General features: G+C 71.5%; 23 protein-coding genes. 21 read left to right on the top strand and 2 right to left on the bottom strand.

All coding sequences use genetic code 11. From position 1 onward, the window contains the following. Positions 1–462 precede the first annotated feature (462 nt). Positions 463–1,062, bottom strand: coding sequence for a hypothetical protein (locus JJV70_RS03490; protein WP_219046154.1), 600 nt, complete (start codon positions 1,060–1,062; stop codon positions 463–465). Positions 1,063–1,256: 194 nt separating this feature from the next. Between JJV70_RS03490 and JJV70_RS03485 the strand changes: the two genes are divergently transcribed. The 17 genes from JJV70_RS03485 (at position 1,257) to JJV70_RS03405 (ending at position 18,383) form a co-directional block, all read left to right on the top strand. Continuing rightward, positions 1,257–1,562 carry a hypothetical protein gene (locus JJV70_RS03485; protein ID WP_219046153.1) on the top strand — a complete coding sequence of 102 codons (306 nt, stop codon included), beginning with the start codon at positions 1,257–1,259 and terminating at the stop codon, positions 1,560–1,562. After that, complete coding sequence (locus JJV70_RS03480) at positions 1,562–2,917, top strand: putative T7SS-secreted protein (protein WP_219046152.1); 1,356 nt, start codon at positions 1,562–1,564, stop codon at positions 2,915–2,917. The genes JJV70_RS03485 and JJV70_RS03480 overlap by 1 nt, the downstream gene beginning before the upstream one ends. Further along, positions 2,914–3,606 carry a hypothetical protein gene (locus JJV70_RS03475; RefSeq protein WP_219046151.1) on the top strand — a complete coding sequence of 231 codons (693 nt, stop codon included), beginning with the start codon at positions 2,914–2,916 and terminating at the stop codon, positions 3,604–3,606. Before JJV70_RS03480 ends, JJV70_RS03475 begins: the two co-directional genes overlap by 4 nt. A gap of 209 nt (positions 3,607–3,815) precedes the next feature. Next, the gene (locus JJV70_RS03470; RefSeq protein WP_219046150.1) at positions 3,816–4,526 is read left to right on the top strand and encodes a hypothetical protein; all 711 of its coding nucleotides are present in this window, start codon (positions 3,816–3,818) and stop codon (positions 4,524–4,526) included. 10 nt (positions 4,527–4,536) lie between these two features. Next, complete coding sequence (locus JJV70_RS03465) at positions 4,537–5,703, top strand: hypothetical protein (protein WP_257573228.1); 1,167 nt, start codon at positions 4,537–4,539, stop codon at positions 5,701–5,703. Next, positions 5,700–7,013: a CpaF family protein gene (locus JJV70_RS03460; protein WP_219046149.1), complete on the top strand. Its 1,314-nt coding sequence runs from the start codon at positions 5,700–5,702 to the stop codon at positions 7,011–7,013. The genes JJV70_RS03465 and JJV70_RS03460 overlap by 4 nt, the downstream gene beginning before the upstream one ends. Positions 7,014–7,026: 13 nt before the next feature. After that, positions 7,027–7,977, top strand: coding sequence for a type II secretion system F family protein (locus JJV70_RS03455; RefSeq protein ID WP_219046192.1), 951 nt, complete (start codon positions 7,027–7,029; stop codon positions 7,975–7,977). A gap of 2 nt (positions 7,978–7,979) precedes the next feature. After that, on the top strand, positions 7,980–8,906 hold the full coding sequence (locus JJV70_RS03450; RefSeq protein WP_219046191.1) for a type II secretion system F family protein: 927 nt from the start codon (positions 7,980–7,982) through the stop codon (positions 8,904–8,906). A 52-nt stretch (positions 8,907–8,958) separates the two neighbouring features. Beyond that, entirely contained in the window at positions 8,959–9,207 is a 249-nt protein-coding gene (locus JJV70_RS03445; protein WP_219046148.1) for a hypothetical protein, read from the top strand. Between the two features lie 98 nt (positions 9,208–9,305). Continuing rightward, entirely contained in the window at positions 9,306–9,755 is a 450-nt protein-coding gene (locus JJV70_RS03440; RefSeq protein ID WP_257573227.1) for a TadE family protein, read from the top strand. Positions 9,756–9,819: 64 nt separating this feature from the next. Then, on the top strand, positions 9,820–10,266 hold the full coding sequence (locus tag JJV70_RS03435; RefSeq protein ID WP_219046147.1) for a TadE/TadG family type IV pilus assembly protein: 447 nt from the start codon (positions 9,820–9,822) through the stop codon (positions 10,264–10,266). Next, entirely contained in the window at positions 10,263–10,799 is a 537-nt protein-coding gene (locus tag JJV70_RS03430; RefSeq protein ID WP_219046146.1) for a pilus assembly protein TadG-related protein, read from the top strand. Before JJV70_RS03435 ends, JJV70_RS03430 begins: the two co-directional genes overlap by 4 nt. A gap of 74 nt (positions 10,800–10,873) precedes the next feature. Next, positions 10,874–13,909 (top strand): hypothetical protein, encoded by a 3,036-nt coding sequence (locus JJV70_RS03425; RefSeq protein ID WP_219046145.1) that lies wholly within the window; start codon positions 10,874–10,876, stop codon positions 13,907–13,909. Between the two features lie 109 nt (positions 13,910–14,018). Next, the gene (locus tag JJV70_RS03420) at positions 14,019–14,696 is read left to right on the top strand and encodes a hypothetical protein (protein ID WP_219046144.1); all 678 of its coding nucleotides are present in this window, start codon (positions 14,019–14,021) and stop codon (positions 14,694–14,696) included. Then, entirely contained in the window at positions 14,684–15,703 is a 1,020-nt protein-coding gene (locus JJV70_RS03415; protein WP_219046143.1) for a hypothetical protein, read from the top strand. The genes JJV70_RS03420 and JJV70_RS03415 overlap by 13 nt, the downstream gene beginning before the upstream one ends. A gap of 381 nt (positions 15,704–16,084) precedes the next feature. Beyond that, the gene (gene mgtE, locus JJV70_RS03410; RefSeq protein WP_219046142.1) at positions 16,085–17,452 is read left to right on the top strand and encodes a magnesium transporter; all 1,368 of its coding nucleotides are present in this window, start codon (positions 16,085–16,087) and stop codon (positions 17,450–17,452) included. A gap of 79 nt (positions 17,453–17,531) precedes the next feature. Further along, positions 17,532–18,383 (top strand): metallophosphoesterase, encoded by an 852-nt coding sequence (locus JJV70_RS03405; protein WP_219046141.1) that lies wholly within the window; start codon positions 17,532–17,534, stop codon positions 18,381–18,383. Positions 18,384–18,395: 12 nt separating this feature from the next. Here JJV70_RS03405 and JJV70_RS03400 read toward each other — a convergent pair whose 3' ends face one another. Continuing rightward, positions 18,396–19,619, bottom strand: a complete 1,224-nt coding sequence (locus JJV70_RS03400) for a helix-turn-helix transcriptional regulator (RefSeq protein WP_219046140.1) — start codon at positions 19,617–19,619, stop codon at positions 18,396–18,398. A gap of 177 nt (positions 19,620–19,796) precedes the next feature. On the opposite strand from JJV70_RS03400, the gene JJV70_RS03395 reads away from it, so the two are divergent. From JJV70_RS03395 to JJV70_RS03380, 4 genes are all read left to right on the top strand, one after another. Then, positions 19,797–21,038, top strand: coding sequence for a DUF5954 family protein (locus tag JJV70_RS03395; RefSeq protein ID WP_219046139.1), 1,242 nt, complete (start codon positions 19,797–19,799; stop codon positions 21,036–21,038). A gap of 475 nt (positions 21,039–21,513) precedes the next feature. Further along, positions 21,514–22,839 (top strand): proprotein convertase P-domain-containing protein, encoded by a 1,326-nt coding sequence (locus JJV70_RS22420; RefSeq protein WP_308294661.1) that lies wholly within the window; start codon positions 21,514–21,516, stop codon positions 22,837–22,839. 110 nt (positions 22,840–22,949) lie between these two features. Continuing rightward, positions 22,950–23,888, top strand: coding sequence for a helix-turn-helix domain-containing protein (locus JJV70_RS03385; RefSeq protein ID WP_219046138.1), 939 nt, complete (start codon positions 22,950–22,952; stop codon positions 23,886–23,888). A 462-nt stretch (positions 23,889–24,350) separates the two neighbouring features. Further along, positions 24,351–26,552 carry an N-6 DNA methylase gene (locus tag JJV70_RS03380; protein WP_219046137.1) on the top strand — a complete coding sequence of 734 codons (2,202 nt, stop codon included), beginning with the start codon at positions 24,351–24,353 and terminating at the stop codon, positions 26,550–26,552. Positions 26,553–26,670: the final 118 nt, after the last annotated feature.

Below are 26,670 nucleotides of genomic sequence, written 5' to 3'. Positions count from 1 at the left end.
TCCAAGCCATTCGCAACGTGACGCGGAAGGTGGTGTCCTCTCGGTGCGGCCCGGATTGAAGGTGCGCGCCGAACGGCTTGTGCTTCTGGCCGTACCCGGGATCGCTGCCGTTCTCGCGGGGTCCGGGCACGCCGAGACTCGGACTCGATGAGCATGCCGACCAGGACCCCACATGCGCCGTGGCTTCGTGCCGACAGAGGTGAAGAACCTTGTGCAGGTGTGCGGCCGGGACGTCCTCGTGCCGCGAGCCACGGGCTCTCTTGCCGCCCCAGCGAACATGGCAGCCCCGGGGCAGGCATCGGTGAGGATGCACCTGGTCGCCAATCCGTGAGGTGAGGTCCCGGCGGGGCTTCGCCCGGTGCAGTCTCACACAGCTGTGTGCTCCGAACGCGTAAGCGACCCTCCTGGCTTTGCCGCCGTCCTGGCCGTCGCGTGCTATTGCGGTGGGCCTCGGGCCAGTGGTCAGCGCGGTGGCCAGGTGATGTCGGCGGCTTCGAGCCTGCGGCGGTACGTGATGTGGCGGCGGCGCATGAACGCCGAGGACAGGAAGAGGTACGCGAGCCAGATCGCGCTCGCCCCACCGGCGAGGGCGAGACCTGCTGTGACCAGGGCGCCGGTGAGGGCGACGGCGGCGAAGAATCCCATCGGTACCAGGAGCGCGAGCCGCTTCAGCCGGGCGAAGCGCGACGTGCCGTAGAGGTCCACCATGATGCGCGCGTGCAGCAGGTCCACCTCGCGCTGGTGCTCGGGCAGTGGTGTGAGAGCGCGGCCGTCCGGCCGCATGCCCGGCAGCGGGCCGCCGTTCGTCGCCTGTGGCCACTGCGCCCGGGCGTGGGCCAGGCGCCGGTCCGCGTCCGGGAGCCGCCGGAACGCGAAGACGGGGTAGCTCCGGCCCGTGTTGAAATCGGGGGAAAGGCCCGCGTAGCGGTAGCCGTAGTGCTCCGCGACGCACGCGAAAGCCGCGAACTTACGCCGCGAGTTCCACGGGTTGATCAAAGTGTAAGACTCCGCCCCCTGATCGGCGGCCTGGATCAGTGCCGTGATCTGGTGCTGGGGACTCATTCCGCCTCCTCGTGCGCTGAGACGCCGCGTACGTCATTGCTGAGTGATGATGACACGCCAAGTGTCGCGGCCAGCATCCGACGGCGGCTACACACTGGTGACGGTATGAGCCTGGCGTGAGCGCTAACCTCGGTCGTCGGGGGCCAAGGGCCCATCACCGCACCGAGATACCGTTTCACGGGGGATAGGGTGAGATGTCCTTCTTCAAGTTCGCCACGGACGAGGTCAAAGGCATGGCCAGAACGCTGGAGTCGAGCGGTGGCCGCATGAGAGACGCCTCCAGGGAGATGCAGCACACGGACGCGTCGCAGGTCGGTGACTCCGGCCTCCAGGCGGCCTGTGACGACTTCGCGGACTCCTGGAACTACGGTTTCGGCCAGCTTGCCAAGCTGACGAGGGGCATCAGCAAGGTGGTCGACGGCGCGGCGGAGGACCTCACCAAGCTGGACGACAAGTACCGCCAGGAGCTGGAGAAGGCTTCCGAAAAGGGGGACAAGTAATGGGTTCCTCGACGTACCCCAACCTCGGTTTCGACCCGGCTCCAGGTGATCTGGAGGCCGTAGGCCAGCTCGTGTCGGCCCTCGGCCGGGTTTCCCGGGACAGCGGGACGGCGAAGACGGAGGTCGACAAGCTGGGCACCTCCGACGGCTTGTGGGTCGGTGAGTCGGGGACGGCGTTCAGCGACTCGGTCGCGCCAGTCTCTCCGTATCTTCAGAAGGCGCTCGGCTCGATGGGCGCGGCGCACCGCGCCCTGTCGTCCTGGGAGACCCAGCTCTCCGGCTTCCAGGCCCGCGCCCGCCGGCTGGAGGACGAGGCCGCTAGCGCCGTCCAGTGCGTCAGCGCTGCGCAGAGCGCTGTGGATGCCTTGCCCACGGACGTTTCCCAGTTCACCGACGCAGAGAAGGACGCCCACGAGTCCAAGAAGCAGGACAAGCAGCGCGCGCTGGACACCGCCAACGACGAACTCACCAGCATCCGCAACCGTGCCCGCACGTTGCACACTGAGTTCACCGAGGCGGCAGGCGGTGCCGAGCGCACTATCCGCGACGCGGCCGACGATGCTCCGCCGGAACCCGGCTGGTTCGAGGAAGCGGTGGACGCGATCGCCGACTTCGCCGCCGCTGCGTGGGAGACGGTGACGGACCCCGACTTCTGGAAGCTGATCGGTGACTTCCTGGCTGACCTGGCTCTCGTCATCGGCATCATCTGCCTGTTCGCCATGCCCTTCGGCGGCATCGCGGGCCTAGCGCTGATCGGCTTCCTTGTCGGTGCGGGCGCTCTTGGATTCCATGCGGCCGCCCTGGCCGGCGGAGCCGAAGGCGTCACCTGGCAGACACTCGCCTGGGATGCTGCGGGTGTCCTCACCGGCGGCGTCGGCCTGGCTGGTTCGGCGCTCGCCAAGTCCGGCATGGTGCTTGTGCAGGCGGGCCGGACCCTTCGAGCAACGCAGGGGTTCGCGGCTGCCCTCTCCCGGGTACGGCCGGGCAACGTGCTGGGCGGCCTGCGCCAGCTCCCGAGCGGTGTTGCCAATTCCGCGCGAGGCTTCAGGATGTCCGCGAAGGGGTGGACGCACTTCGCCACCGGGAAGGTGGTGGACGGTACGGCTACCGTTGCGGGGGCCGCCTTCGCCCTCGGCTCCAACAGCAACAACGGACGCTGGCTGGACGGGGACTGGAACGGTTCCGACATCCCGCTGCTCGGCCCGCTCTCAGCCACCCGCGAATATGTCGCTGCCGACGAGCCTGCGGCTGCGGCGTCCGGCCGCCCCCGGCTCGATGCCCCCGCTACCCTCACTTCCGCCGGGGCCAGCTTCACCAGCGCCCTCCAGCCCTCGCAGTGGGGAACGGCCGCATGATCGAGGACGTCGCAGATGCCCGGGACATTCCGTACGCGTTCACGTACGAGGTTCCTGAGGAGTTCGTCCGCCTTCCGGAGCCCACCGCCTCGGACGGCTGGCAGGAGGCTATGGCCACACTGCTGCCGGAAACCGACGAGAACCAGCGGCTCTCCGCGAGCGCGCAGATCCGCAGCCAGCTGTCCCGCGTGAGTGCCGAAGAGCTCACTATTCTCAACGCCCTGTGCGTCGGCACCGAGGAGGTGGACGGCGACGAACGCCTGTCCATGGGGCTCCTCGCGGTCTCCGTCCGGGCCAGCGGCCACGACGACGGTCTACTAGCGGGGGAAGGCATTTACCGGGCAAAGGAGAGGTCGTTGTTCGCGGGGCAGCGCGGCCTCCTGGAGCTCGACTTTGATCTGGGCAAGGGCTGGCAGGGTCCGCAGGACATGCTCCTCGCCGTGAAACTGCCTTGCGGCCCGGCCGTGATGTCGACGTCGCTGCGGTCCTTGCAACTCCCGGCGCAGGAAGGGGGCTCCGTCCCCGCCCCACTGCCGGTGGCCTCCCTTCAGCTGATCGTGCCCGCTCCGTGTGCCTACTGCGTATACGTGACCATCGCCACGCCGTCGGTCTTCCTGCTCGACTCCTACTGCACCCGGCTCGCGCACATAGGCCGCACTCTCACCTTCGAGGTCGGCGCAGAGGGCTGAGGGCACGCTTACTGGTGGCTTTGTGCCGTTTGTCAGGGAGGTGTGACGGTGGCTGGGGCGGGCAGGGGCTCCTCGTGGCGGTGTCGGTGGTGGCTGATAATCTGCGGGCGCCTGGTGAAGTCGGCGGAGAGCGTCGAACGCCAGGGAAGCCGGAGGCAGGTGTAACCGGGGGAACCGGGTCAGGAACACGTGCGTGCGGGGGTATTGAGGTGAGGGCCCAGGAGAAGGCTGTCGCGGGTGCGCATCGTGGGTCGCGGGGCGGGGATTCGGTCGGGGATCGGCTGCCGTCCGCGCCGCGTGAGCGCAAGCCCGCGCTGGCGGCGTTGGCGGTGCTGCTCATCCTCGTCGGCGCGCTGGGTGCGACCATGCTCGTCATGCAGGCCGGAAACCGGGTGGAGGCCGTGCGCATCACCGAGCGGGTGCCCGCTGGGCAGCACATTCCACAGTCCGCGATCGAGCCGGTGATGGTGGCGGAGGACTCCGCGGTGCAGTACGTGCTGTACAGCCACCGTGAACTGCTGAAGAAGAAGTACCGGTCCTCGACCGACCTGGTGAAGGGGACGGTTCTCGTCGCGCCGATGCTCACGGAGGAGGCCGGGCTCGCGAGCGGGGAGGTCGTCGTCGGACTCTCGCTCAGCGCGGGGCAGTACCCCACCGGGTTGAAGGAGGGCGACACGGTGGCCGCCTACCGGGTCGGGGGCGATGCCCGTGGCGGAGACGGCGACGAGGACGGAACGGGCACGCGGGACGAACTGCTCGTGAACAGGGCGAAGGTGGCGGAGTTGAGCAGGCCGGGGGAGAGCTCACTCAGCTCCGACCTGCCGGTGTCGCTGCGGGTGCGGGAGAACGAGGCGGCGGCGCTGACGAAGGCGGCCGCCGCGGGTGCGGTGTCACTGGTCATCGTGCCGGCCACGGACTGAGGGGCGCCGGATGGCTTTGATCGCTCTCGCCGCCGACAAGGGCTCACCCGGTGTGACGACGACGGCCGTGGCACTCGCGGCGGTGTGGCCGCGCCGGGCGCTGCTCGCGGAACTCGACCCGGCGGGCGGTGATCTCGTCTACCGGGGCACCGCACCCAGCGGCCGCACACTCGACCCCAACACCGGCATGCTCTCGCTGGCTGCCACGGCGCGGCGCGGGCTGGCCGCCGAACAGCTGTGGGACCACACCCAGCGCATGGCGGGCGGGCTCGACGTGCTGCTGGGGCTGGGCACGGCCGAGCAGTCCGTGGGGCTAGCCGGGCAGTGGGACGCGCTGGGCCGCGCGTTCGCGTCGCTCGCCGAATCGCCGCACCAGGAAGCGGCGGCCGACGTCGTCGCCGACTGCGGTCGCGTGGGCCCCCAGTCGCCGGTGCTGGATACCCTTCAGCACGCGGCCATGCTGGTTCTCGTTACCCGGACGGAGCCAGAACACCTGGCCCGGGTGCGGGATCGAGCCGCCGCGCTGTCCGCACGTCTGCACGGTACGCAACGCGGAGCGGCGCAGCTGGGCCTGCCCGCCATCGGCGTGCTGCTGATCGCGGACGCGCACGGGGACGTGAAGGTGGCCGCGCAGGTCAACAACATGCTCGTGTCCGCGAACACCGGGGCCCGGGTGATCGGCGTGGTGGCGGACGACGCGGCCGGGGCCGGGCAACTCGCCGGCCGGCGCCGGGGCAGGGTGGAGAAGTCGTTGCTGGTGCGCTCGGTGCGCAAGGTCGTGGCCGACCTGCAGCAGAACTACGCCGCTGCCTGGGCACCTCAGCCCCAGCCCCAGGCTGCCGCCGCACAGTCCTACGCACGCCAGCAGTACAGCCAGGCGCAGGCGCAGGGACAGCCTCCCTCGCCTGGCCAGCAGGCGCAGGCCCCGCAGCGGGCGGGCCAGCCGACGGGGGTCCCACCGCAGCACGGCGGCCAGCCACCGGGGGCCGCGCAGGCCGCCGGTCAGGAACCCGGCGTCCCGGCGCACCACCGGGTAAGCCAGCACACCACCGGTCAGCAGACCGTCACCGGCCACCAGCCCGGCCCGCAGCAGCCCGGGTCCCCGTACCCGAGCGGCCAGCCGTACGCTGAGCAGCCGCACCAGCGACCCGCTCCGCCGACGGGGGCCACGCCGTGAGCGAGGCGGCCGTCGATCACCAGCTCGTCAAGCGCTTCCGCCAGGAGGCCGGAGACCGCATAGCCGACCAGCGCCGCGGTGACCAGGCCGCGGGCATCACGCCGATGTCGGCCGAGGACGAACGGCAGTACGCGCGGGCCGTCATCGCGCAGATCCTGGAGGACTATGCGCGGGCGGAGATCAGCGTTGGCCGCTCGCCGCTGGACGCCCACCAGGAGGAGGCGTACGCGGCGGCCGTGCACGCCGCGCTGTTCGGTGTCGGCCGCCTCCAGCCGCTGCTCGACGACCCGCAGGTCGAGAACATCGACATCAACGGCTGCGACCAGGTCTTCGTCGGCTACGCCGACGGCCGGGAGGTACGCGGCGAGCCGGTGGCCGAGAGCGACGAGGAGCTGGTCGAGCTCATCCAGATCCTCGGGGCCTACTCCGGTCTGTCCTCGCGGCCGTTCGACTCCGCCAACCCGCAGCTCGACCTGCGGCTGCCCGACGGCTCCCGGCTGTCGGCGGTGATGGACGTGACGCGTCGGCCCGCCCTGTCCATCCGCCGAGCCCGCATGGGCAAGGTGTTCGTCAGCGACCTGGTGGGAAACGGCACGTTGACGCGCGAGGTGGGCAGCTTCCTCGTCGCCGCGGTCCGCGCCCGCAAGAACGTGATGATCGCCGGGGCCACGAACGCGGGGAAGACGACGCTGCTGCGTGCTCTCGCCAACGAGATACCCCCGAACGAACGCCTGATCACGGTCGAACGTGCCCTGGAACTCGGCCTGGACCAGTTTCCCGATCTGCACCCCAACGTGGTGGCCTTCGAGGAGCGCCTGCCCAACTCCGAGGGGCTGGGTTCCATCAGCATGGCCGAGCTGGTGCGCCGTTCCCTGCGGATGAACCCCTCGCGCGTCATCGTCGGTGAGGTGCTCGGCGACGAGATCGTGACCATGCTCAACGCCATGTCGCAGGGCAACGACGGTTCGCTGTCCACGATCCACGCGAACAGTTCCAGTGAGGTCTTCAACCGCATCTCGACGTACGCGCTCCAGGCCAGCGAACGGCTGCCCATCGAGGCGAGCCAGATGCTGATCGCCGGTGCGATCAACTTCGTCGTCTTCGTCGAACGCCGCAACACCTATCAGGCCGGCGGACGCCTGCACCGCACCGTGACCTCGATCCGGGAAGTGAACGGCGTGGACGGACGGGTGCTGTCCAGCGAGGTGTTCACCGAAGGCCCGGGCGGCTCGCCGGTCGCGCACGCCCCGGTGGCGTGCCTGGAGGAGCTCGTGCGCCAGGGGTACCGGCCCGACCAGGCATGGGGGTGAGGGAACCGTGGAGCTGACGGGAGTCTTCTCGCTGCCGGTGCTGTACGCGCTGCTGTGCGGTGTCGCGGTCGGTGGCGGTGTCGCGCTGGTCATCGTGGCCCTGCGGGGTCTGCCGGCGAAGACGGAGCAGGAGAGGGCGCGGGCTGAGAGACGCCTGTCCGAGCTGGCGAAGTTCGCCAGTCGGCGGGGCTCCCTGGCGACGGGCGTCGCGCTGCTGATCCTGCTGCTGACGCGCTGGCCGGTGGCCGCGATCGCGGCGGGCGTGCTCGTCTTCACCTGGGACCGGCTCTTCGGCGGCGCGGGTCAGGAGCGCGCGGCCATGCGCCGTATCGAGGCACTCGCCTCCTGGACGGAGTCGCTGCGGGACACCATCGCGGGCGCGGTGGGCCTGGAGCAGGCCATTCCGGCGTCGGCCCGGGCAGCCGCGCCGTCCATCCGGCCGCACCTGGACGCGCTCATCGACCGGCTCCGCGCCCGCACGCCGCTGCCGGATGCCTTGCAGGAGCTGGCCGACGAACTCGACGACCCCTCGGCGGACATCATCGTCGCCTCCCTCATCCTCAACGCGCGGCTGCGCGGACCGGGCCTTCGGGAGGTGCTCGGGGCCCTGGCCAAGTCCTCGCGCGAGGAGGTGGACATGCGCCAGCGGGTGATGGCGCAGCGGGCCTCCACGCGGCGCAGCGTGCAGATCGTGGTGGGGGTGTCCATCGCGTTCGTCGTCGGCCTCTCCTTGTTCAACCGTGACTTCGTGGAGCCTTACACGAGCCCGATGGGCCAGGCCGTCCTCGCTGTGGTCTGTGGCCTGTTCGGGCTCGGCTTCTGGTGGTTGCGGAAGCTGTCCACCATCGAGACGCCCGAGCGCTTCCTGGTCCGCCCCGGGCGGCCCGCCATGGGCCGCCCCCGCGCCCCCGGCGAGCCTGGGGCTACGCAGAACGAACCCCACCGGCAGGTGATCCGCCCGTGACGATGTCGTCCATGACGCCGATCGTGCTGCTCGGAGCCCTCCTCGGGTTCGGCGTGTACGTGCTGGTACGCGCTCTGGCGCCGTCCCGGCGCAGCTCCCTGGAGGCGCTGGCCCGGGTGGACGCGATGCGCGCCCGGCGCGGTGCCCCGTCCGCTGCCAGACCGGGCCCCAGCGGCACCGGGAGGCTGGCCGGGGCGCGGGCGAACCTCGGTGACAGGGTGGCCGATTTCTACCGCGCCCAGGGGTGGGAGCTGCGTTCGCTGCGGGCCGACCTCAACGTGCTGGAGCGCGGCTGGGAAGGGTTTCTGGCCACCAAGGTGCTGCTGGCGGCCGCCGGGATGTTCTTCGGCCCCCTGCTCTTCGCCGTCGTGTGGGTGTCCGGGTTCGGGGACAGCCCGGTCATCCCGGTGTGGCTCGCGCTGGCGTGCGCGGCGCTGTTCTTCTTCCTCCCGGACCTCGAAGTGCGGCGCGACGCCGCTGAGAAGCGCCGTGACCTGCGACGCGTCGTCGGGGCCTACCTCGACCTGGTCTCCATGAACCTCGCCGGCGGACGCGGCCTGCCGGAAGCGCTCAAAGCGGCGGCCGAGGTCAGCGACGGCTGGGCGTTCCGCCGTATCCAGGCGGCACTTGCCGATGCCCGGATTACCGGTCACAGTCAGTGGGAGGCGCTGGCGCGGCTTGGGGACGAACTTGGCGTGGAGGAACTGAAGGACCTGTCCTCCTCCCTCGCGCTGGTCGCCGACGACGGGGCGAAGGTGCGTGCGTCGCTGGCCTCCCGGGCGGAGACGATGCGGCACCGGGAACTGGCCGAGATCGAGGGGGCGGCGGGGGAGAAGTCACAGTCCATGCTGGTCGCGCAACTCCTGCTGTGCGCCGGCTTCCTGGTCTTCCTGATCTATCCGGCGGCGATCAGGGTCTTTCAGGTCTGACCCCGGACGCCCGGCCGTTGTCTTTGCACGTTACGAGAGGACGAGTACAGCTATGAACCGCATGCGGAACGCCAGCCACCCGGCGGTGGACTTCCTGATCACGTTTTTCCAGGGACGCGTCCAGCGTGCCCGCTCCGGTGAGCTCGACCGTGGGGCGTCCGCCGTGGAGTGGGTGATCATTTCCGCGGTGGTCGTCGCCATCGTCGGCGTCGTGGCCGCCATCATCAACGGGGCGCTCAGCGAGGGCGCGCACAAGGTGGAGGACTGCATCGCGGGGGCCCAGGCGTCGGGCACCTGCTGAGGTGCTGAAGGCGCCATGACGCCGTTGCGACGGACGCCTTGTGGCAACTGCTGAGCACGGTCCGGGAAACGGAAGCGGAAACGGAACGGTCAACGGGGATGGGCATGCAACGGCTGGCGAGCTGGGTGCGCCGCCGGACGGACGAGGTGTCCGCCCGGGGTGAGCGGGGCATGACCGCCATCGAGTTCGTCGTCCTGACGCCGGTCCTGTTCTTCATGATCTTCCTGACCGTCCAGTTCGGTCTGTACTTCTTCGCGCAGAACATCGCCGAGGCGGCGGCACAGGCCGGTGCGCGCACGGCGCGGGCCGAGGCGGACGCCGACCCGGGCGGCTGGCGCGGCAAGGCGACGCGGAAGGCGAACAGCTATATCCAGCAACTGGGCCCCCAGCTGCTGGTCGGACCGAGCGTCACCACGATGCAGCCGGAACAGTCCACCGTCGGTGTTCAGGTGCGCGCACGGGTCCCCTCGGTGTTCCCGGGCATGGACCTGAACGTGACCGCCACCTCGCGGGGACCGGTGGAACGCTTCGTGCCGGACGGGGGATGACGTGGTGGTGATGCGGCCCAGCGGCGGAGACGACGAGGCCCGGACCGTCGGGTGCGGGCTCCCCATGAACGGCTGTCACGGGGAGAACCGGTGTGCTGAGCACCCAGCGGCCACCGGGAAGGGGGACGCCGGACTGTCCACCATCGAGGTCGTCATCCTGGCTCCGGTGATGATGATGTTCGTGCTGGTCCTGGTCGCCTTCGGGCAGCTCGTGGACGGCCGCAGCTCCGTGGACAGTGCCGCGCGCGACGCGGCCCGCGCGGGGTCGCTCCAGCGGGAGGCGGGCGCCGCGATGGCGGCGGCCCGGCAGGCGGCCGCCGCGGACCTCGGCGACATCTGCACTGGGCCGCCGACGGTACGCAAGACCAGCGCGGGCTTCGAACCGGGCGGCCTGTTCTCCGTGGAGGTCAGCTGCCAGGTGCGTGGCCTGGCCATGATCGGACTCGACATCGGCACGCGGATCAGTGGCACCTCCAGCTCGCCTATCGACCCGTATCGGAGGGCCGCATGAGCCGCCGGACCACCGCCCGCCGCGCGGTCACCCCGGTGCGCCTGGAGGTTCGCGGGCGCGGCCGTGCCGCCCTGGTGCGGCGATGGACAGCGGTACGGGACGGCGTTCTGGGCGCCGAGCGGGATCGCGGCTCCGGTGCCGGTGCCGTCATCGTCTTCGCGCTGGTCTTCCTCACCCTGGCGGCGTTCGTCGTGGACGGAGGGATGTCCATCGCCCAGCGGGAGCGGGCCGCCGACATCGCCGAACAGGCCGCGCGCTACGCCGCCATGGACATCGACGAGGAGGCGCTGCGCGAGGGCAGCGGAACCCCGGCGCCCATCAACTACGAGAACTGCCAGGCGCGGGTGGCCGAGTACGCGGTGCAGGCCGGTGTCTCCCCGGCCGACATCGCGGCCTCCGGCTGCACGGAGGCCGACGCCGAAGGGGTCGCAGTGCGGATACAGCTCACCTACGAGCCCGTCCTGACCGGCATCTTCTACTCCGCACCGGTCCGGGTCCACGGCACCGCCCGGGCGGTCAACGAGACGGGCTGACCCAGCTGTCCGCCGTGGACACCCCGACACTCCGACCCACCGACCACGCCACCCACCCGTAAGGAGCACGCGACATGCCAGGCACTCCGGTCCCGGTCCGGACCGGCCGCACGGTCGGTGACTTCCTGCGCGCCATCCTGGCCTTCCTCGCCCTCGCCGTGCTGGTCATCGGCGTACCGGCGGCGCTGGCGTACTTCATCGGCTGGCCGCTGCCGCGCTCCGTCCCCTCCCTGGACACGCTGCGGCAGGAGATCAGCTTCGCGGTTTTCCAGAAGATCCTCGCGCTGGCCGTCTGGGTGGCCTGGGCGCAGTTCGCGGCCTGCGTGCTCGTCGAGGCCAAGGCCGCGATCTCCGGCGTGGGCATGCCCACCCGCATTCCCGGAGCCGGGCCCAGTCAGCTGCTGGCACGCAACCTGATCGCCTCGCTGCTGCTGGCAACCTCGGCCGCCGCCAGCTTCATTCCCACGGTCGGCCAGCTCGGAAACGGGTTCAGCGAGCCCCCGAAGGCGGGCCCGGCGGCCGTGGCGCAGCAGACACCGGGGCAGGAGGCGGCCGGTGGCGGCGTGGAACGTACGGCTGAGCGTGGTGGAGGAAGCGAGGCGGCCGACAGTGCGGCAGGCGAGAAGGCGGAGAGGGACACGAAGTTCTACCGCATCCAGCCGCCCGAGGGACGCCACCATGACACGCTGTGGGGCATCTCCGAACGTCACCTGGGCGACGGCCTGCGGTACAAGGAGATCTTCGAGCTGAACAAGGACCGGGTGCAGCCAGACGGCTCCAAGCTCACCGAGGCGAGCCTCATCCGGCCAGGCTGGATCATGGAGATGCCCGCGGACGCACGCGGCGGCGAGCTGGTCGAGATGCCCGACGAGGCGCCTGTGGTGAGCCCCGAGGTGCGGCAGGAGATCCGGGACTACCAGCGTACGGGCGACCAGTTGACGGGCGGGGGTGGGCAAGACGGAGGAGCAGCGGCGGAGCAACCCGGGCGCCAGGCCCCGGCGGCGCACGAGGCGCAGCAGCAGGAGGCGGCCCCCGACGCCGCTCCATCCGACAGCCGGGGGCCCGCCGCGGACGCCGCCGCCCCGGGCGCCGACGAGGCACCGGCGGGCGGCGGCAGCGCGGTCCCGGGCACGGGCGGGGCCTCCGCTGACGCCGTGGCCACCTCCGGCTCTCCGTCCTTCGGGCTTCCCGAAGCGCTGCTGGGCGCCCCGCTGCTCGCCGCGGGCCTGCTCGGAGCGCTCGGCCGACGCCGTCGGCACGCCTTGTGGCGCTCCATGGCGGGCGGGCTGCGACGCGGTGTCGCCAACGAGTTCGAGCCTCCAGCAGGTGCGGCCACCGACGCCCGGGACGCCTTGCTGGTGGGCGCCGACCCCGAGGCCGTTCGCTTCCTCGACCGCTCCCTGCGCGGCCTGTCCCGTGCGCTGTCGGCCGACAACCGGCCGCTGCCCGCCGTCTACGCCGCCTGGCTCGGTGACCGGGACCTCCACCTCCAGCTCGCCGCCGAGGCACCACCCCCGCCAGCGCCGTGGAAGCTGGGCCAGAGCCCCACGTTCTGGACGATCGACCGCACGGACGCGGAGGTGTACGACGAGGACCGGGGCGCCGCCGCCCCCTATCCAGGGCTCGTCAGCCTCGGCACGCGCGAGGGCGTCCGCCTGCTGCTGAACCTGGAGTCGTTGCCCGGGCTGGTCTCGGTGACCGGCCCGGCCGAGTACCGGACGGCGGTCCTGGCCTCCGCCGCCGCCGAGCTGGCCACCAGCGGCTGGTCGGATCGCATGACGGTCACCCTGGTCGGCTTCGGGGCGGAGCTGCCGACGCTGGCGCCGACCCGCATGCGGCACCTGGCGGACGTGGCGGGGCTGTTGGAGGTCATGGAAGCCGAAACCGAGCTGCGTCGCGGCCAGCTCCACGGGGCCGGGCACAGCAGTGTGCTGACCGGCCGCGTCGGTCCGGCTCGGGGTCAGCAGTGGGCGCCGCACCTGGTGCTCCTGGACGCCGAACCCACCCAGGAGCAAGGCGAGCGCCTGGCCGAACTGGCGGCCGACTCCGACAGCCTGGGCATCGGGTACGTCGTCGGCACCGAGCAGGAGGACCTGCGCGGCGCCGTGTGGCAGTTCGACGTCCAGAGCAACGGCAAGCTGGCCGCCCCCCTGATGGGGCTGGAACTCGACGCCCAGCTCCTCCCCGAGGCTCAGCGTGCCGCCGTGGTGGAGCTGTTCACGTCCACCGACGCGGACGGCACCGACCCCGACACCGCCGCTACGGACCGGGCCGCTCAGGCGGGCCCCCGCTTCTCCATCGACCTCAGCGAACACGGCAGGCCAGCTGTCTACGCCCGACTGCTGGGGCAGTACGAGGTGGTGGGCCTCGACGAGCCCGAGGGCGCGCGCAGCCCGCTGCTGTACGAGGCTCTGGCGCTGCTGCTGTTGCACCGTGAAGGGGTGCACCCCCGGGTGCTGGCGTCCGCGCTGTGGCCGCGCGGGGTCACCGAGGACGTGCGTGACGCGCTGATCGAGCGGCTGGGGACCTGGCTGGGCACCAGCACCGGCGGCGCGGCCCTGCTGTCCTGCGACGACACGGGCCGCCTCCTGCTGGCCCCCTCCGTGGTCTGCGACTGGGACGTGCTGCGCACCCTCCACCACGAGGCGCGGGCCGGCGACAGCGCCGTGGAGCGACCCTCCGCCACGCGCCGGCAACGCCTGAAGGAAGCGCTTGACCTGGCCCGTGGGCCGTTGCTCGCCGGGCGCCCCGAGGGGCGGTACGGCTGGCTGGCGCACGAGATCGTGGACGCCCAGCACCCGGTCATCGTCGCTGACGTGGGCCTGGCCCTGGCCGCCGAGTACCTGGCGGCCGACAAGCCCAGGCGTGCCGCGCACGCCGTGCGCACAGCCCTGGCCACCGCGCCCGGCGACGAACGCCTGTGGAACGAACTGCTGCGCACCGCTAGTGCCACGGGTGACGAGGCCCAGCTGGCCACCTCCGCGCAGTGGCTGCTGGAGACCAACCGGCGGCTGCACGGCCCCGGCCGGGGCCTGCCGTCCCGTACCGAAGCACTGCTGGACGAACTCCTGCCCACCTGGCGCTCCCACACCACCGCGAACGCGGGGTGATCACGTTCCGGGCTACCCGACCCGGGGCGTGATCACCGTGGCGGGCCTGCCGGGGGAGTCGATAGCGTCCTGTTGTTCGATGACTGGCCATAGTCAAAGGAGCCCCGTTGTGAGCCACCGCCGCACTCTGCCCGCCCTGGCTGCCGCAGCAGCCGCGACCGTACTGCTCGCCGGTTGTGGTGGGGGCGGTGGCGGGGAGAAAGACGACACGATCGCCGGTGCGCAGGAGCCCAGCCACACAGCGACGCCGAGTCCGGACGCGACAGAGGACGGCATCGAACGACCTGACATGACGTTGCCGAAGGACTTGAAGCTGGTCTTCGACGACTGGACTACGTCCGCAGGCCCTGAGGGTGAAGCTGCCTTGCGCGACGCAGCCAACTACGTGCGGAGCATTGCGCATGGCATCGTCAAGCAGGACGCCAGTGATTCGGCATACCTGACCTACTCCGTGCCCCTGGAGCAGGCGCAGAGCTACGCCAAGAACCAAATCGAGCAGTACATCGAGGGCGGTTGGACTCTCACGGGTACCGATCGCTATTACCGTCCGGAAGTCCGGGTCGCCGAGGAGAAGACGAGAGCAGCCGTCATCTTCTGCGAAGATCAGTCCGACGTGTACGGCAAGGATGTCGAGTCAGGGGAGGTTTTGCGCGACGAAGAGGCTGGCGAGGGGGAGGCTGAAAACTATGTCTCTTACGAGATCGTCATGCAGCAGTCCGAGAAGTCCACGCTGTGGCAGGCACACTCCCTGGTGGTTCGAGGGAAGGCGGACGAATGCCGAGACTGATATCGACAACAAGGGCGTTCAGCGGCGTTTCCGCAGCCTTCGCGTTGGTGTTGCTGGCGGCGGTGCACGCGTACGCGGGGAAGCCGGTCGCGCCGGATACGGAGGGAGGCCGGGAGGGGGGTACTCTCTTCGCCCGCGCGACCGCGATCACCTACGACACCTCCCGGAACGGTTCCGGGGAGGGAGCTGGCCGCATGGCGGTGGCGGGTGGGGACTGGACGCCGCCGGCTTGCTGGTACGCGCCCACCATGACTCCCGAGGAGTTCAGGCAGCGCTATGCGGACTACCTCGGCACGCCGCTCCACACGGGCAAGGCTGAAGCGGTGGAGACGCATGAGGAGATGTACGGCGAGGACAGCCAGTACAAGGACCACAACATCGACAAGCAGGGGGAGGGAATGTGGTGGGAGGGCGTCATGAACCCCAGCACACCGGCCGGCGACCCCGGAAAACTCGCGTGTGACGAACCGCCTTTCTGGGTGGAGAACGGGGAGACGCCGGACATCGAGAACGTGATCAGTCCGGAGATTCTCGCCGGTCTCGCGTATGAGCAGATTCAGGTGCCCACGACCGAATTCGAGTTGAGCCCTGCGGACGAGCAAACGGTGAACCTCGACACGTGGGTGTGGTCGGCGAACGCGGACTTCGCACCGGTAGCGGTGACGGCGTCGGTCGAGGCGCTCGGTATTGAGGCGACCACGACGGCGAGGCCGGTGTCGTTCCGCATCGAGCCCGGGACCAGGGACGCAGAGCTGCATCCCGTTTCGGGCGAGTGTGCTATCGCGGCGGACGGCGTGATCGGTGAGCCCTATGAGAAGGGCCGCTCCGCCCAGACGCCTCCGTGCGGTCTGACGTACCTGCGTGCTGGAGACTACGAGTTGCGGGCGACGGTGACGTGGGAAGTCGCCTGGGAGGGCTCTGGCGGAACGGGGGGCGACCTCCCTGACGGTACGTTCGAAGCCGCACAGTCGGTGACGGTGCGGGAAGTGCAGTCCATCGTGCGCTGAGGCGCTGGCGGGTTCTTCGGTGCCGCAGGGGATCGGTTCGAAAAGGACCGTGGCCTTGCGGGCGGGGAGCCCCGCTGTCCGGAGGGGGAGCCGGGGCACGAGCGCGAGCGCGGCGGCGAGCTTGCTGAGGGGGCGAGGGAGCCGGGCACGGACGCGGCGCGGCAGCCGGGCCGGTGGGAATCGGTGACGCGGTATCCTGCTCGCGCGTCCGCAGTGGCCGTGGAGTGAGGAGGTGGCGCCGTGACCTGGTGGAAGTGCGGCGAACCTCCCAGTCGGTCACCGCGCGGCGCCGCCTGCCCGCCCCGCTAGCGGTGCGAGAGTGGCGGTGCCCGCGGTAAGCCCCGGTGCCCGAAGACCACGCCGCCGTGCTGAGGACGTTCCATGCCGCAGAGTTCCGTCACCGACGAGCTGCATCCTGACCTGCCCGAGTCGCTTCAGGACATAGTGGAGGGCCAGCGCCTGCACGCCGCGCTGGAGTGGCTGGAGACGCACCCGCCGCACGTCATCGCGGACGAGCTGGCCCGCATGGACAACGTGACGGCCGGGATCGCCTTCCGCCTGCTGGACAAGGACCGGGCGCTCACCGTCTTCGAGGAGCTGGAGCCGGTTGACCAGCAGGCGATCCTGGAGGGCCTGCGCGACCACACCTTCCTGGAACTCGTCGAGGGCATGGACCCCGACGACCGCGCCCGCATGCTGCGCGAGGCGCCCGCGAAGGTGGCCAAGCGGGTCCTGGCCGGGCTGAGCACCCACGAGCGGCGCATGACGGCGGCGCTGCTGGGGTATCCCGAGGGCTCGGTCGGGCGGTACATGACGCCCGAGGTTGTCGCGCTGCCGCAGGACCTCACCGTGGAACAGGCGCTGCGCACGGTGCGGCAGAAGGGCGCGCACGCGGAGACGGTCTACACCCTGCCCGTGGTGGACGGCAGCAGGCGGCTCACCGGCATCGTGGAGTTGCGCGAGCTGGTGCTGAGCCCGCCGGAGACGATGGTCTCGGAGCTGGTCACCACCGAGCCCGCCTTCGCCCGGGCCGCCGACTCCGCCGAGCAGGCCGCCCGGCTGATGCGCGAGACCAACGACCTGAACCTGCCGGTGGTGGACAGTGAGGGCCGTCTCGTCGGCATGCTGACGTTCGACGACGCCGACGAGGTCATCGAGGCCGCCGACACCGAGGACATGGCCCGCCAGTCCGGCGCCGCGCCGTGGAGCGGCCACTACATGGCGGCCGGGGTGTGGCAGCTGGCCCGCTACCGTGCGTTGTGGCTCTCGCTGCTGCTGGTGGCCGCGACGCTGACGGTCAGCGTGACGCGCGCCTTCGAGGGGACCCTGGAGCAGGTGGCGGCGCTGGCGATGTTCATCCCGATGCTCATCGGCGCGGGCGGCAACGCGGGCGCCCAGGCGGCGACGGCCTGCGTGCGCGCGCTGGCCGTCGGCGAGGTGCGGGGTTCGGACCTGCTGAAGGTGATATGGCGTGAGTGCCGCGTCGGCACCGTGCTCGGTGCGCTGCTGGCCGTGCTCGGGGTCGGCGTGGCGGCCGTGTTCGTCGGCACGAAGATCGCCGCTGTCGTCGCCATCACCCTCGTGGTGATCTGCGCCTGGGCGGCGACGATCGGCGGCACCATGCCGCTGCTGGCCAAGCGGCTGCGCATCGACCCGGCGGTGGTTTCCGCCCCGATGGTCACCACGCTGGTGGACGCCACCGGGCTCGTCATCTACTTCCTCACCGCCAAGGCCGTGCTGGGCGTGTGAGGTTGACGCCGGGCCACCGGCCGGAGCGCGGGCCGGACCGGGCGTGACGGGAGCGGGACGCGCCGCGTAGGTTCGGGGCATGCCGGACGGAAAGCTGTGGGCCATCAGCGACCTGCACATCGCCTACGCGGAGAACCGCACGATCGTCGAGGGCCTGCACCCCGCCTCCGGCGACGACTGGCTCATCGTCGCCGGGGACGTGGCGGAGAGGTCGCGGGACATCGCGTGGGCGCTGCGCCTCCTCGCCAGCCGCTTCGCCCGGGTCATCTGGGCGCCGGGCAACCACGAGCTGTGGACGCCGAAGGACGACCCGCTCCAGCTGCGCGGCGAGGCGCGCTACCGGCACCTGGTAGAGCAGTGCCGCACGTGGGGCGTGCTCACCCCGGAGGACCCGTACCCGGTGTGGGAGGGCGCCGGGGGCCCGGCCCGGATCGCACCCCTGTTCCTGCTGTACGACTACACTTGGCGCCACGGCGACGTCACCCAGGAGGAGGCGCTGGCGCACGCTTACGACACCGGGGTGGTGTGCAGCGACGAGTTCCTGCTGCACCCCGATCCGTACCCCTCGCGCGAGGCGTGGTGCCGGGCCCGGGTCGCGGCGACGGAGGAACGGCTGCGCGCTTGTGACGACGCCGACGTCCCGCTCGTCCTCGTCAACCACTACCCGCTGGTCCGGGAACCGACGCGCATCCTGCACTACCCGCAGTTCGCCCAGTGGTGCGGCACCGAGCTGACCGCCGACTGGCACCGGCGGTTCCACAGCGCGGCGATGGTCTACGGGCACCTGCACATCCCGCGCAGCACGGTGTATGACGGCGTGCCGTTCGAGGAGGTCTCCGTCGGCTACCCGCGCGAGTGGAAGCGGCCCCGGCACCCGCGCGTCGGGCTCCGGCAGATCCTTCCCGCACCGGGGCCGAGGGCGCGGTGGTGACGGACGCGCCGGTCAGGCCGCGTCCGTCACCCAGTCGAGGGGCAACTCCTGGCGGCGGGTGATGGCGAGCTTGCGGTAGACGCGGGTGAGGTGCTGCTCCACCGTGCTGACGGTGACGTACAGGCGCCGGGCGATCTCCCGGTTGGTGTAGCCGTGGGCCGCCAGCGCCGCGACCCGCCGCTCGGACGCGCTGAGCCGGGCCGCCCCGTCCGCCGGTGCGCGGACGGCGTCTGGGTGCGGCGGATGCTGACGCGCGGCCAGGCCGGGCAGCACCTCCTCGCACAGCGCCTCCGCGCCGCAGGCGTGCGCCAGGCTCCAGGCCCGCCGCAGCACCGTCCCCACCCGTCCGGTGAGCCCTTGCTCACGCAGGGCCCGGCCCAGGTCGGCCAGCGCCCGGGCCTGTTCCAGCCGGTCATCCGCCTGCCGCAACTCCCCGGCGGCCCGCTCCAGCAGGCCGGTGCGTTCCCGCGCGGCGGGCGCGACGGCGGCCCGCGCCCGCAGGGCCAGGCCCCGCACCCACGGCACCGTGCCCTCCGGTCCGGCCAGTTGCGCCCGGGCCAGCCGCTCGGCCTGCTCCGGTTCGCCGACCTGGGCGAGTGCCAGCGCCGCGTCCGACCGCCACGGCAGCACTGACGGCCGGTCGGCGTCCAGGTCGCGGGCGAGCCGGCCGGCGTCCAGGAAGTCGGCCAGCGCCGCGTGCGGGCGTCCGGTGGCCAGCGCGTGCAGCCCGCGCGCCCGGCGGTACGTCAGCCCCTCGGCTGTCGCCAGGTGGTGCGGCGGCACCGGCCGCTCCAGCAGGCGGGCGGCGCTGCCGTACCGGCCCATGGCGGTACGCGCCCGCACGAGCGCGGCCGTCACGGCGAGGCCGAACGGGCCGTCCCGCATGCCGTGCCGGGCCGCGCGGGCGTCCCGCGCACCGCCGTCGGATGCCGCACCGCCGTCGGGTGCGGCGTCGCCGCCCCGCGCTGCCAGTGCCCGCTGTTCGGCGTCGCGCAGGTCGCCCAGGCGCAGCAGCAGGTCCGCGTGGACGAGGGCGACGGCCGCTGCCTGCCGTGCGTCGCCGCGCCGTTCGGCGTCGGCCCGCAGCCGCTCGCACCAGGGCACGGCCTGGCGCGGACGCGGGGCGTGCGCCAGCTCGCGCAGTGCCCGCACCGCGGCGGGTCCTGAGGCGCCGCCGCGCAGGGCCCTTTCCGCGTCCTGCCACCTGGCGTCCGTCTGCCACCTGGCGTCCGTCATGTGGCCAGCGTGCCGCCGCCACGTGTCCCGAGCCCGGCCACGGAGGAACCGGAGGTGAACGACTCGACGTCGCTTCGGCATCGCGGGTACGGCGGACGTCAACTCCGGCCGTAACTTCAGGAGGCGGAAACCGCCGTTCGCCTGCGCGAGACGCGTCGCTGAGGTCATCCTGTGTGCATGCTCGAACACGGAGAGAACGTGCCGGGGTACCGGAAGGTGCGGGTGACCGCACCCGCCGATGCCGCCGAGGCACGGGCCGACGAAGAAGCGTGGTACGCCAGGGACTCCTACCCGGACCTCCACAGCGCCGGTGGACCCCTCTTCGGCGTTGCCCGGGAACGCGAGCAGGGCGGTTGGCAGCTCCTGCCCTACTTCGGCTCGCACGCCCCGCAGGACGCCCGGGACTCCCTGGCAGCGCACTTCCGCAGGGCGGCACACGAACAGGACGAGGCGGATGACCCGGCGGACCGGGACGCCTGCCTGGCCGCCGCCGAGCGACTGGACTGGGAGGTCATCGACGAGTTGACGGTCTCGGGCACGCGCTACCGCGTCGTGCGCGCCGAGCAGTTCATCCGCATGGGACCCGAGGGGCCGGAGCCGCCCCGCCCCTCAGACCCGGCCCCTGACCCGCGTCCACCCTCCCAGCGCCGAGCGGAGCGCACGCCCGACCCGGTGGACGGGTTCATCATCGACACCGACACCGCGACCGGGATGTCCGAGGGCATCCTGAAGGTCGAGCTGCTGTCCCTGGTGCCCGGCCCCGGCACCGTCCCGCCAGACGTCCGGGGCGACGCGCTGAAGGCGGTGCACACGCACCCCGGTGGCGTGCTCCTGCCCGCCGCGTTCCTGATCGCCGAGCGCATCGACGGGCGGTGGGCGGCGGAGTCCGGCGCCCGCCCGACCCCGCAGGACGCGCGCGAAGGGCTGATGCTGGATCTGCGGGTGATGGCCCCGGTGATGCGCAAGCTCGACGCCGCCCAGCGCGCCGAGTACGCGCGTGCGGCCGACCGGTTCGAGTCGGAACAGGATGGCGTGGTACTGGAGGTGGCGGGGCGGCACCTGCGCCTGGCGCGCGTAGAGCGCCTGGTGCGCGTCGGTCCCGACGGCCCCGAGGGCCCGCGTCCCTCGGACTACGACCCACAGCCACCGGTCAACGTGCACACCCGGCAACTGCGCGAACAGGGCCTGCTGACGGACGACGAGGACGCGGAGGACGCGGACGACGACGGCTCCCAGGCCCAAGCCGACGCCAACGCCCGGGAGCTGATGCGCCTGTTCGAGGCGGAAAACGCCCGCCAGGACGCGCGGGAGTTGGAAGCGGAACGCGCCCGCCAGGACGCGCAGGAGGAGGCCGCCGAACGGCGCGCGGACGAGGGGCGGACAGCGAGCGAACCGGGCCCACCACCCGCCGCGCCGTAAACCTCCCTTCCTGGTGAGGAAGAGCCGCACCCGCCCCAGTGCCCGTCCGGCGGATCGCTGGCGGGCTCGTGCGGGGCGGCGGCCGGGGCAGGCGGTGTCCGTGCCCCGGCCCTTCCCCCGCCACCCCTCCGCCCTATGGGTGGGCACCCCTACCCATGGGGCGGAAAGTGCCCTGCCGCTCATGCCCGGGGCCGCCGCGTTGCCGAAGTTAAAGATTCAATGCTCCGGCGGCGCTTGGCCAAACCGGCCGGGGCGTGCGCCCGACGCACCCGCTGGTTCCGCCCTTCACCAGGTGCGCTGACCGCCCCGCCGCTACGGAGCGAGGCAGTTCTTCAGCGTCGAGAGCGCGATATTCAGGTTTTGTCCACGCAGCCCCTTCTCCCCGTTGCTCTGCCTGGCCAGCCGGCGGACAGTACCCGGCGGTGGCGCCCGCGGTGCCGCGAGGCGCGTCCCCCACCCCGGAGAAGGAGCGAACGTGAACAGACCGATACGTACCATCCTGACGGCCCTCGGGGCGGCGTTCGCCGTCACTGCCGCCGTGCTCCCGGCAGGCCCCGCCGGGGCCGCGCCCCCACCCCCCGGGCAGGAGCTGAAGCAGGTCGTGAGCGGCGCGATGCAAGACCGGCTCGGCGCCCAGGCCAGCACCAGCTACGGGCTGGAAGCCTCGGCCCAGCTGGACATCCTGGTCGAGCCACAGCGGTGGTCCGACAACGGGTCCTGGACGTTCGGGAGTTCGGCGTTCGTCATGCCCCGGGGGGTCGAGACCGCCCCCGTCGTCTCGCTGTTCCTCGCCCGGCGCTCGGGCGGCACCTGGGAGGTCGGTCTCCAGGGCACCCCCGCCTTCGCGGCGCTCTCTCACCGAGCCCCCGCCTCGGTGGTCAAGAGCTCCGAGCGCGCCCCGTTCGCCCGTACCACCTCGCCCGAACCGCGTGCGGCCACCGGCTTGTCGCTGCCGTGGCGGCAGAACGCGGGCTGGGGCCACTGGGGTGTGCACGGCAACAGCGGCAGGTCTCGCCCCTACAACTCGATCGACTTCTACGGCGGCGACGGCAACGTGCGCGCCTCGCGGGCCGGGACGATGTACCGGCACTGCACCAGCGGCGGCCGGTGGCCCCACATCACGGTGATGCACGACAACGGCTACACCACCGGCTACTACCACCTGCGCGACACCACCAACAAGCCCTCGGGGAGCACGGTGGCCCACGGCGAATACCTCGGCCGGATCGCGGAGGAACTCCCGTGCGGCGGCTCGGCCAACGGCGACCACACGCACTGGACCCTGTGGACGGGAGCAGGCGGCAACACCCCGGTGGCGGTGCGGGGCAAGGAGATCGGCGGCTGGACCTGGTACGAGGGCGCCTCCGCCTACCAGGGGTACGCCGAGCGGCGCGGCACCCGCATCTACCGCAACCAGTGCTGCGGCCTCATCAACTACGGAGGCGGCGGCGACCCCGGCCCGTACTTCGAGAACACCACCAACGTCAGCATCCCCGACCGGGGCCAGGCCGAGTCACCCATCACCGTCAGCGGAATCAGCGGAAACGCGCCCACGTCCCTGTCGGTGTACCAGGACCTCCACCACACCTGGCGCGGCGATCTGCGGATCGAGCTCATCGGCCCCAGCGGCACGGCCTACCGGCTGCGCAGCCCAGACCCCGGCGACGACGGTGACGTGATCCACGAGACGGACACGGTTGACGCCTCCGCGGAGACCGCGAACGGCGTCTGGAAGCTGCGGGTCACGGACACAGCGGTCAACGACAGCGGCTACCTCGACGCGTGGAGCCTGACCTTCTGACCACTGCGGCGGCGGACGAGTTGGCCCGCCGATCTCGACGGCGCTTCCGCCCCCGGGTACCTTCGTGCTCGTCCCGGGGGCGGACGTACGCCGTCAGGAGGACCCCGCAGATGGTGACCAGCACGCGCACCGCACCCAGCCACGGACCGCCAGAGCTCCCGCCCGTCCACTCCTTCGCCGAGGCTCTGCGGACCGCCATCCGGGCCCGTGGCCTGAGCCTCGACAGACTGCACGCCCGGCTCGCGGAACGCGGCATCCAGGTCAGCGTGGCCAGCCTCTCCAACTGGCAGCGCGGACGCTGCCGCCCGGAACGCGCCCATTCGCTGCACGCCGTCCGCGCCCTGGAACAGATCCTGGGCCTGCCGCGCGCATACCTGGTCGCCCGGCTCGGCCCGCCCCGTCCCCGGGGCCGCTGGGTGCGGCACATCCCCGGCGCGCTGTCCTACCGCGATCTGTGCCGGGTCCCCGGCAGCGTCGGCCGGCTGCTCGGCCAGATCGAGCAAACCGCCGACGGCCAGCTCGAATGGCTGGGCTGTCACGAGCGTTTCCGGGCCGGACCCGACCGCGAGGAGCGAAGCGTCCACACCCGGCTGGTGTTCCGGGCACGGGCGGACGGCGTGGACCGCCACGTGGTGCTCCACCACAACGAACGGGGTCAGCTTCCGGACCTCCACCACTGCGCCTACTGCCGGATGGGCCGCGTACGAACCGACCCGGCTACGGGCGTCACAGCGGTGGAACTGCTCTTTGAACGCCCTCTCCAACGCGGCGAGACGTATGTGATCGAGTATGAGTTCGGCTACCGGGAGGTCGCCCCGCCGGCGAACTTCTACCAGCGCTGGTTCCGCTTCCCCGCCCACACGTACCTGCTCCAGGTGGAGTTCGACCCGGCCGCCCTGCCCACCCGCTGTTACCGCGCCTGGCAGCCGAACGTATCCACCCCGGCCAAGGACCTCACAGAACTGCGCCTGACCAGTTGGCACACCGTCCACCTGGCCGACACCCTGATCCGCCCCGGAGTCCATGGCATCCGCTGGGAGTGGGACTGACCTGGCTCCCTTCCGCCGGGCATCTCCAGCACCGCCTGGGTGTACGGATGCGTGGTGCTGTAGAGCTGGCCGGGGCTGGTGCGGAACACCAGATTGTTGACGGCATTCCCATTGACGTCCCTGTGGTGGACGGTGGCTCCCAGGTTGCTCGCGGTGGAGGTTGCCAGCGAGAAGAGGTAGCCCTCATAGACGTCCCAGGGCTGGGAGGAACAGCGTGGGCGGCCCGATGGTGCCGATGACGGAGGCCGGGCGGAGGCGGTCACGGTGAGCTGGATGCCTTCGACGCTGGCGGAGGGCATAGCGATGGTCATGGGTTCCCCCCTGGGCTGACGCCAGATGCTTACGGATGGCGACATTCAGAGTTGAGAATGACAATGAAAGCTGTGTCAAGCAATTGACATGGGTCTGGGTGCGTGTAATCTGTTGCCTGTCGCTCATGTCGAACAGCGAGGAACCCCTGTCATGCCGAAGCAGCCCGACGTCTCTGCCGCACCCGAGGTGTCCGCCCAGGTCACCGCGGCGGAGATCTCCCGGCTCGCCGGGGTCACGCGGGCGACCGTCAGCAACTGGCGCCGACGTCACGCGGACTTCCCCTCTCCCGCGGGGGGCACGGACAGCAGTCCGCTGTACGACCTCGCGGAGGTGCGCGGCTGGCTGGCGAGGCGCGGGCACGGCGAGAAGACCCCGCCGCTCGAAGAGCTGCGCACGCTGCTGCGGCTGAGTGCTCACGAGCGCGCGGCGGCCTCCCGCCTCCTGCCTTTCGTACTCGCCGAGCGTCGGCGCCCCGACCTCTTCAACGCGGCCGACGCCCTCCCGGACAGTGAGGTGGCGGCCCGAGCCCAAGCGCTCGTTCGTGAACTTCCCGCGCCACCTGAGGCGCACTTCGACGACGTGACGTACACCGCGCCGGATGCGTCCCTGTTGCGAGCGATCCTCCGCTGCATCGACGCCGGTCAGGCCCAGGGTGCCGTTGATGTGCTGGCGGAGCGCGAGCTGGAGGACGAGTCGGCCGGCGGCACATACACGACACCGGTCCCGGTGGCCGAACTCATGGCACGGCTGCTCGCTGCCGGGTCCCCATCCCGCCCTCCCGTGCGGGTCTTCGATCCCGCGTGCGGAAGTGGCGCGCTACTCGCCGCTGCGGCCCGGCAGGGCGCGCAGCATCTGTACGGTCAGGACCTCGTGCCCGTGCAGGTCCGGCGAAGCCTGATCCACCTCGGCATGCAAGCTCCCGGTTCCTCCGCTGACATCCGTGCGGAGGACTCCCTGCGCGCCGACGCCTTCGCGGACCTCACCGTGGACGGGGTGCTGTGCAACCCGCCCTACGGCGACCGTGACTGGGGTCACGACGAGCTCGCCTACGATCCGCGCTGGGCGTACGGCGTGCCCCCCCGCGGCGACTCGGAGCTGGCGTGGGTCCAGCACGCGCTGGCCCATGTCACGCCCGGGGGATTCGCTGTCGTACTCCTGCCGCCGGCCACCGCCTCCCGTTCCCTGAGCCGTCGCGTCCGCGCCGAGCTGATCCGGGCCGGCGCACTGCGTGCCGTCATCTCCCTGCCGGCCGGAGCCGCGCCGCCCCTCCACATCGGACTGCATGTGTGGATCCTCCAGCGACCTGAACTCACGGCGCCGGAACACCATTCGGTCCTGTGTGTGGACGGGGCGGCCCTGTCCGGCGGAGGCGGGAGGACGACGGCGCGCCTTGCCCGGACGAGTGGTTCCGTCCGGGCACCATGGCGCGACGGTGCTGCCGGTGCCGATGGGGACGCGTTGAGCGAGGACGTGCTGGGGCACTGGACCTCGTATGTCGCCGACCCTGCCGCCTTCGAGGACGTGCCGGGCCAGGCGCGTGCGGTCCCGGTGGTGGACCTCCTGGACGACCTCGTCGATGTCACCCCGGCACGCAATATCCGCACGGCGGCGGTCGCGGCGGCCCCGGTCGCAGTCGCCGAACAAGCGGCTCGGCTGGGACGTGAACTGGCGAAAGCCGCCGATGGGCTGGCTACCGGGGCGCGGGCGGGGACGTGGCCCGCGTCGGGCGCCGAAGCTCGTCAGTGGCGAACGGCGACGCTCGCCGACCTCACGCGTGGCGGGGCTCTCACCCTTCACCGCGTCGGCCCGCCCTCCACCAGGGAGCGAGACGCCCCGCCTCCCGCCGCGTTCGCGAACCGGCCCGTGCTCGTCGGTCGCGACGTGGCGGCGGGACAGCGGGCCACCGCCGCCCCGCAGACGCCCGTCCCGCACGCGACGGTGATCGTCGCCGAAGGAGACGTACTCCTAGCGGAGATCCGCAGCGCGCACGGCACTGCGGCTCGCGTCGCGGACGAACGGGACAGTGGCGCGGTGATCGGGCGCGGGGTCCGCCTGATCCGCCCCGACCCCAAGCGCCTCGACGCCTGGTTCCTGGCCGGGTTCCTCGCCGCGGAGGACAACCTCAACAGCGCCTCGGTCGGGACCAGTTCGGTACAGATCGACCCCACCAGACTACGAGTCCCCCTCTTGCCCCTACAGGAGCAGCGCAGATACGGCGAAGCCTTCCGCCACCTGTATGGATTGCGCCAATCCGCGCGGCAGGTGACCGAACTCGCCGCGTTGCTGCCAAAGACCCTCGCGGAGGGGCTGACCAGCGGGACACTGGTACCTCCGGAGTCGGGGAAACAGTGATGGAGCAGCCCCCGCCCCTTCCAGCCGATAGGGACGCCAATCCGCTCCAGCGCATCAGACCGCATCGCATCGGATCACATCCGCACCGCCTGTCCCGTTCCTCGCGGACCGGCGCCGA

Source organism: Streptomyces sp. JJ66, assembly GCF_019303495.1.
GTDB lineage: Bacteria > Actinomycetota > Actinomycetes > Streptomycetales > Streptomycetaceae > Streptomyces.
Note: the sequence above shows the minus strand (reverse complement) of the source record. Positions and strands in the feature narration are given on the sequence as shown.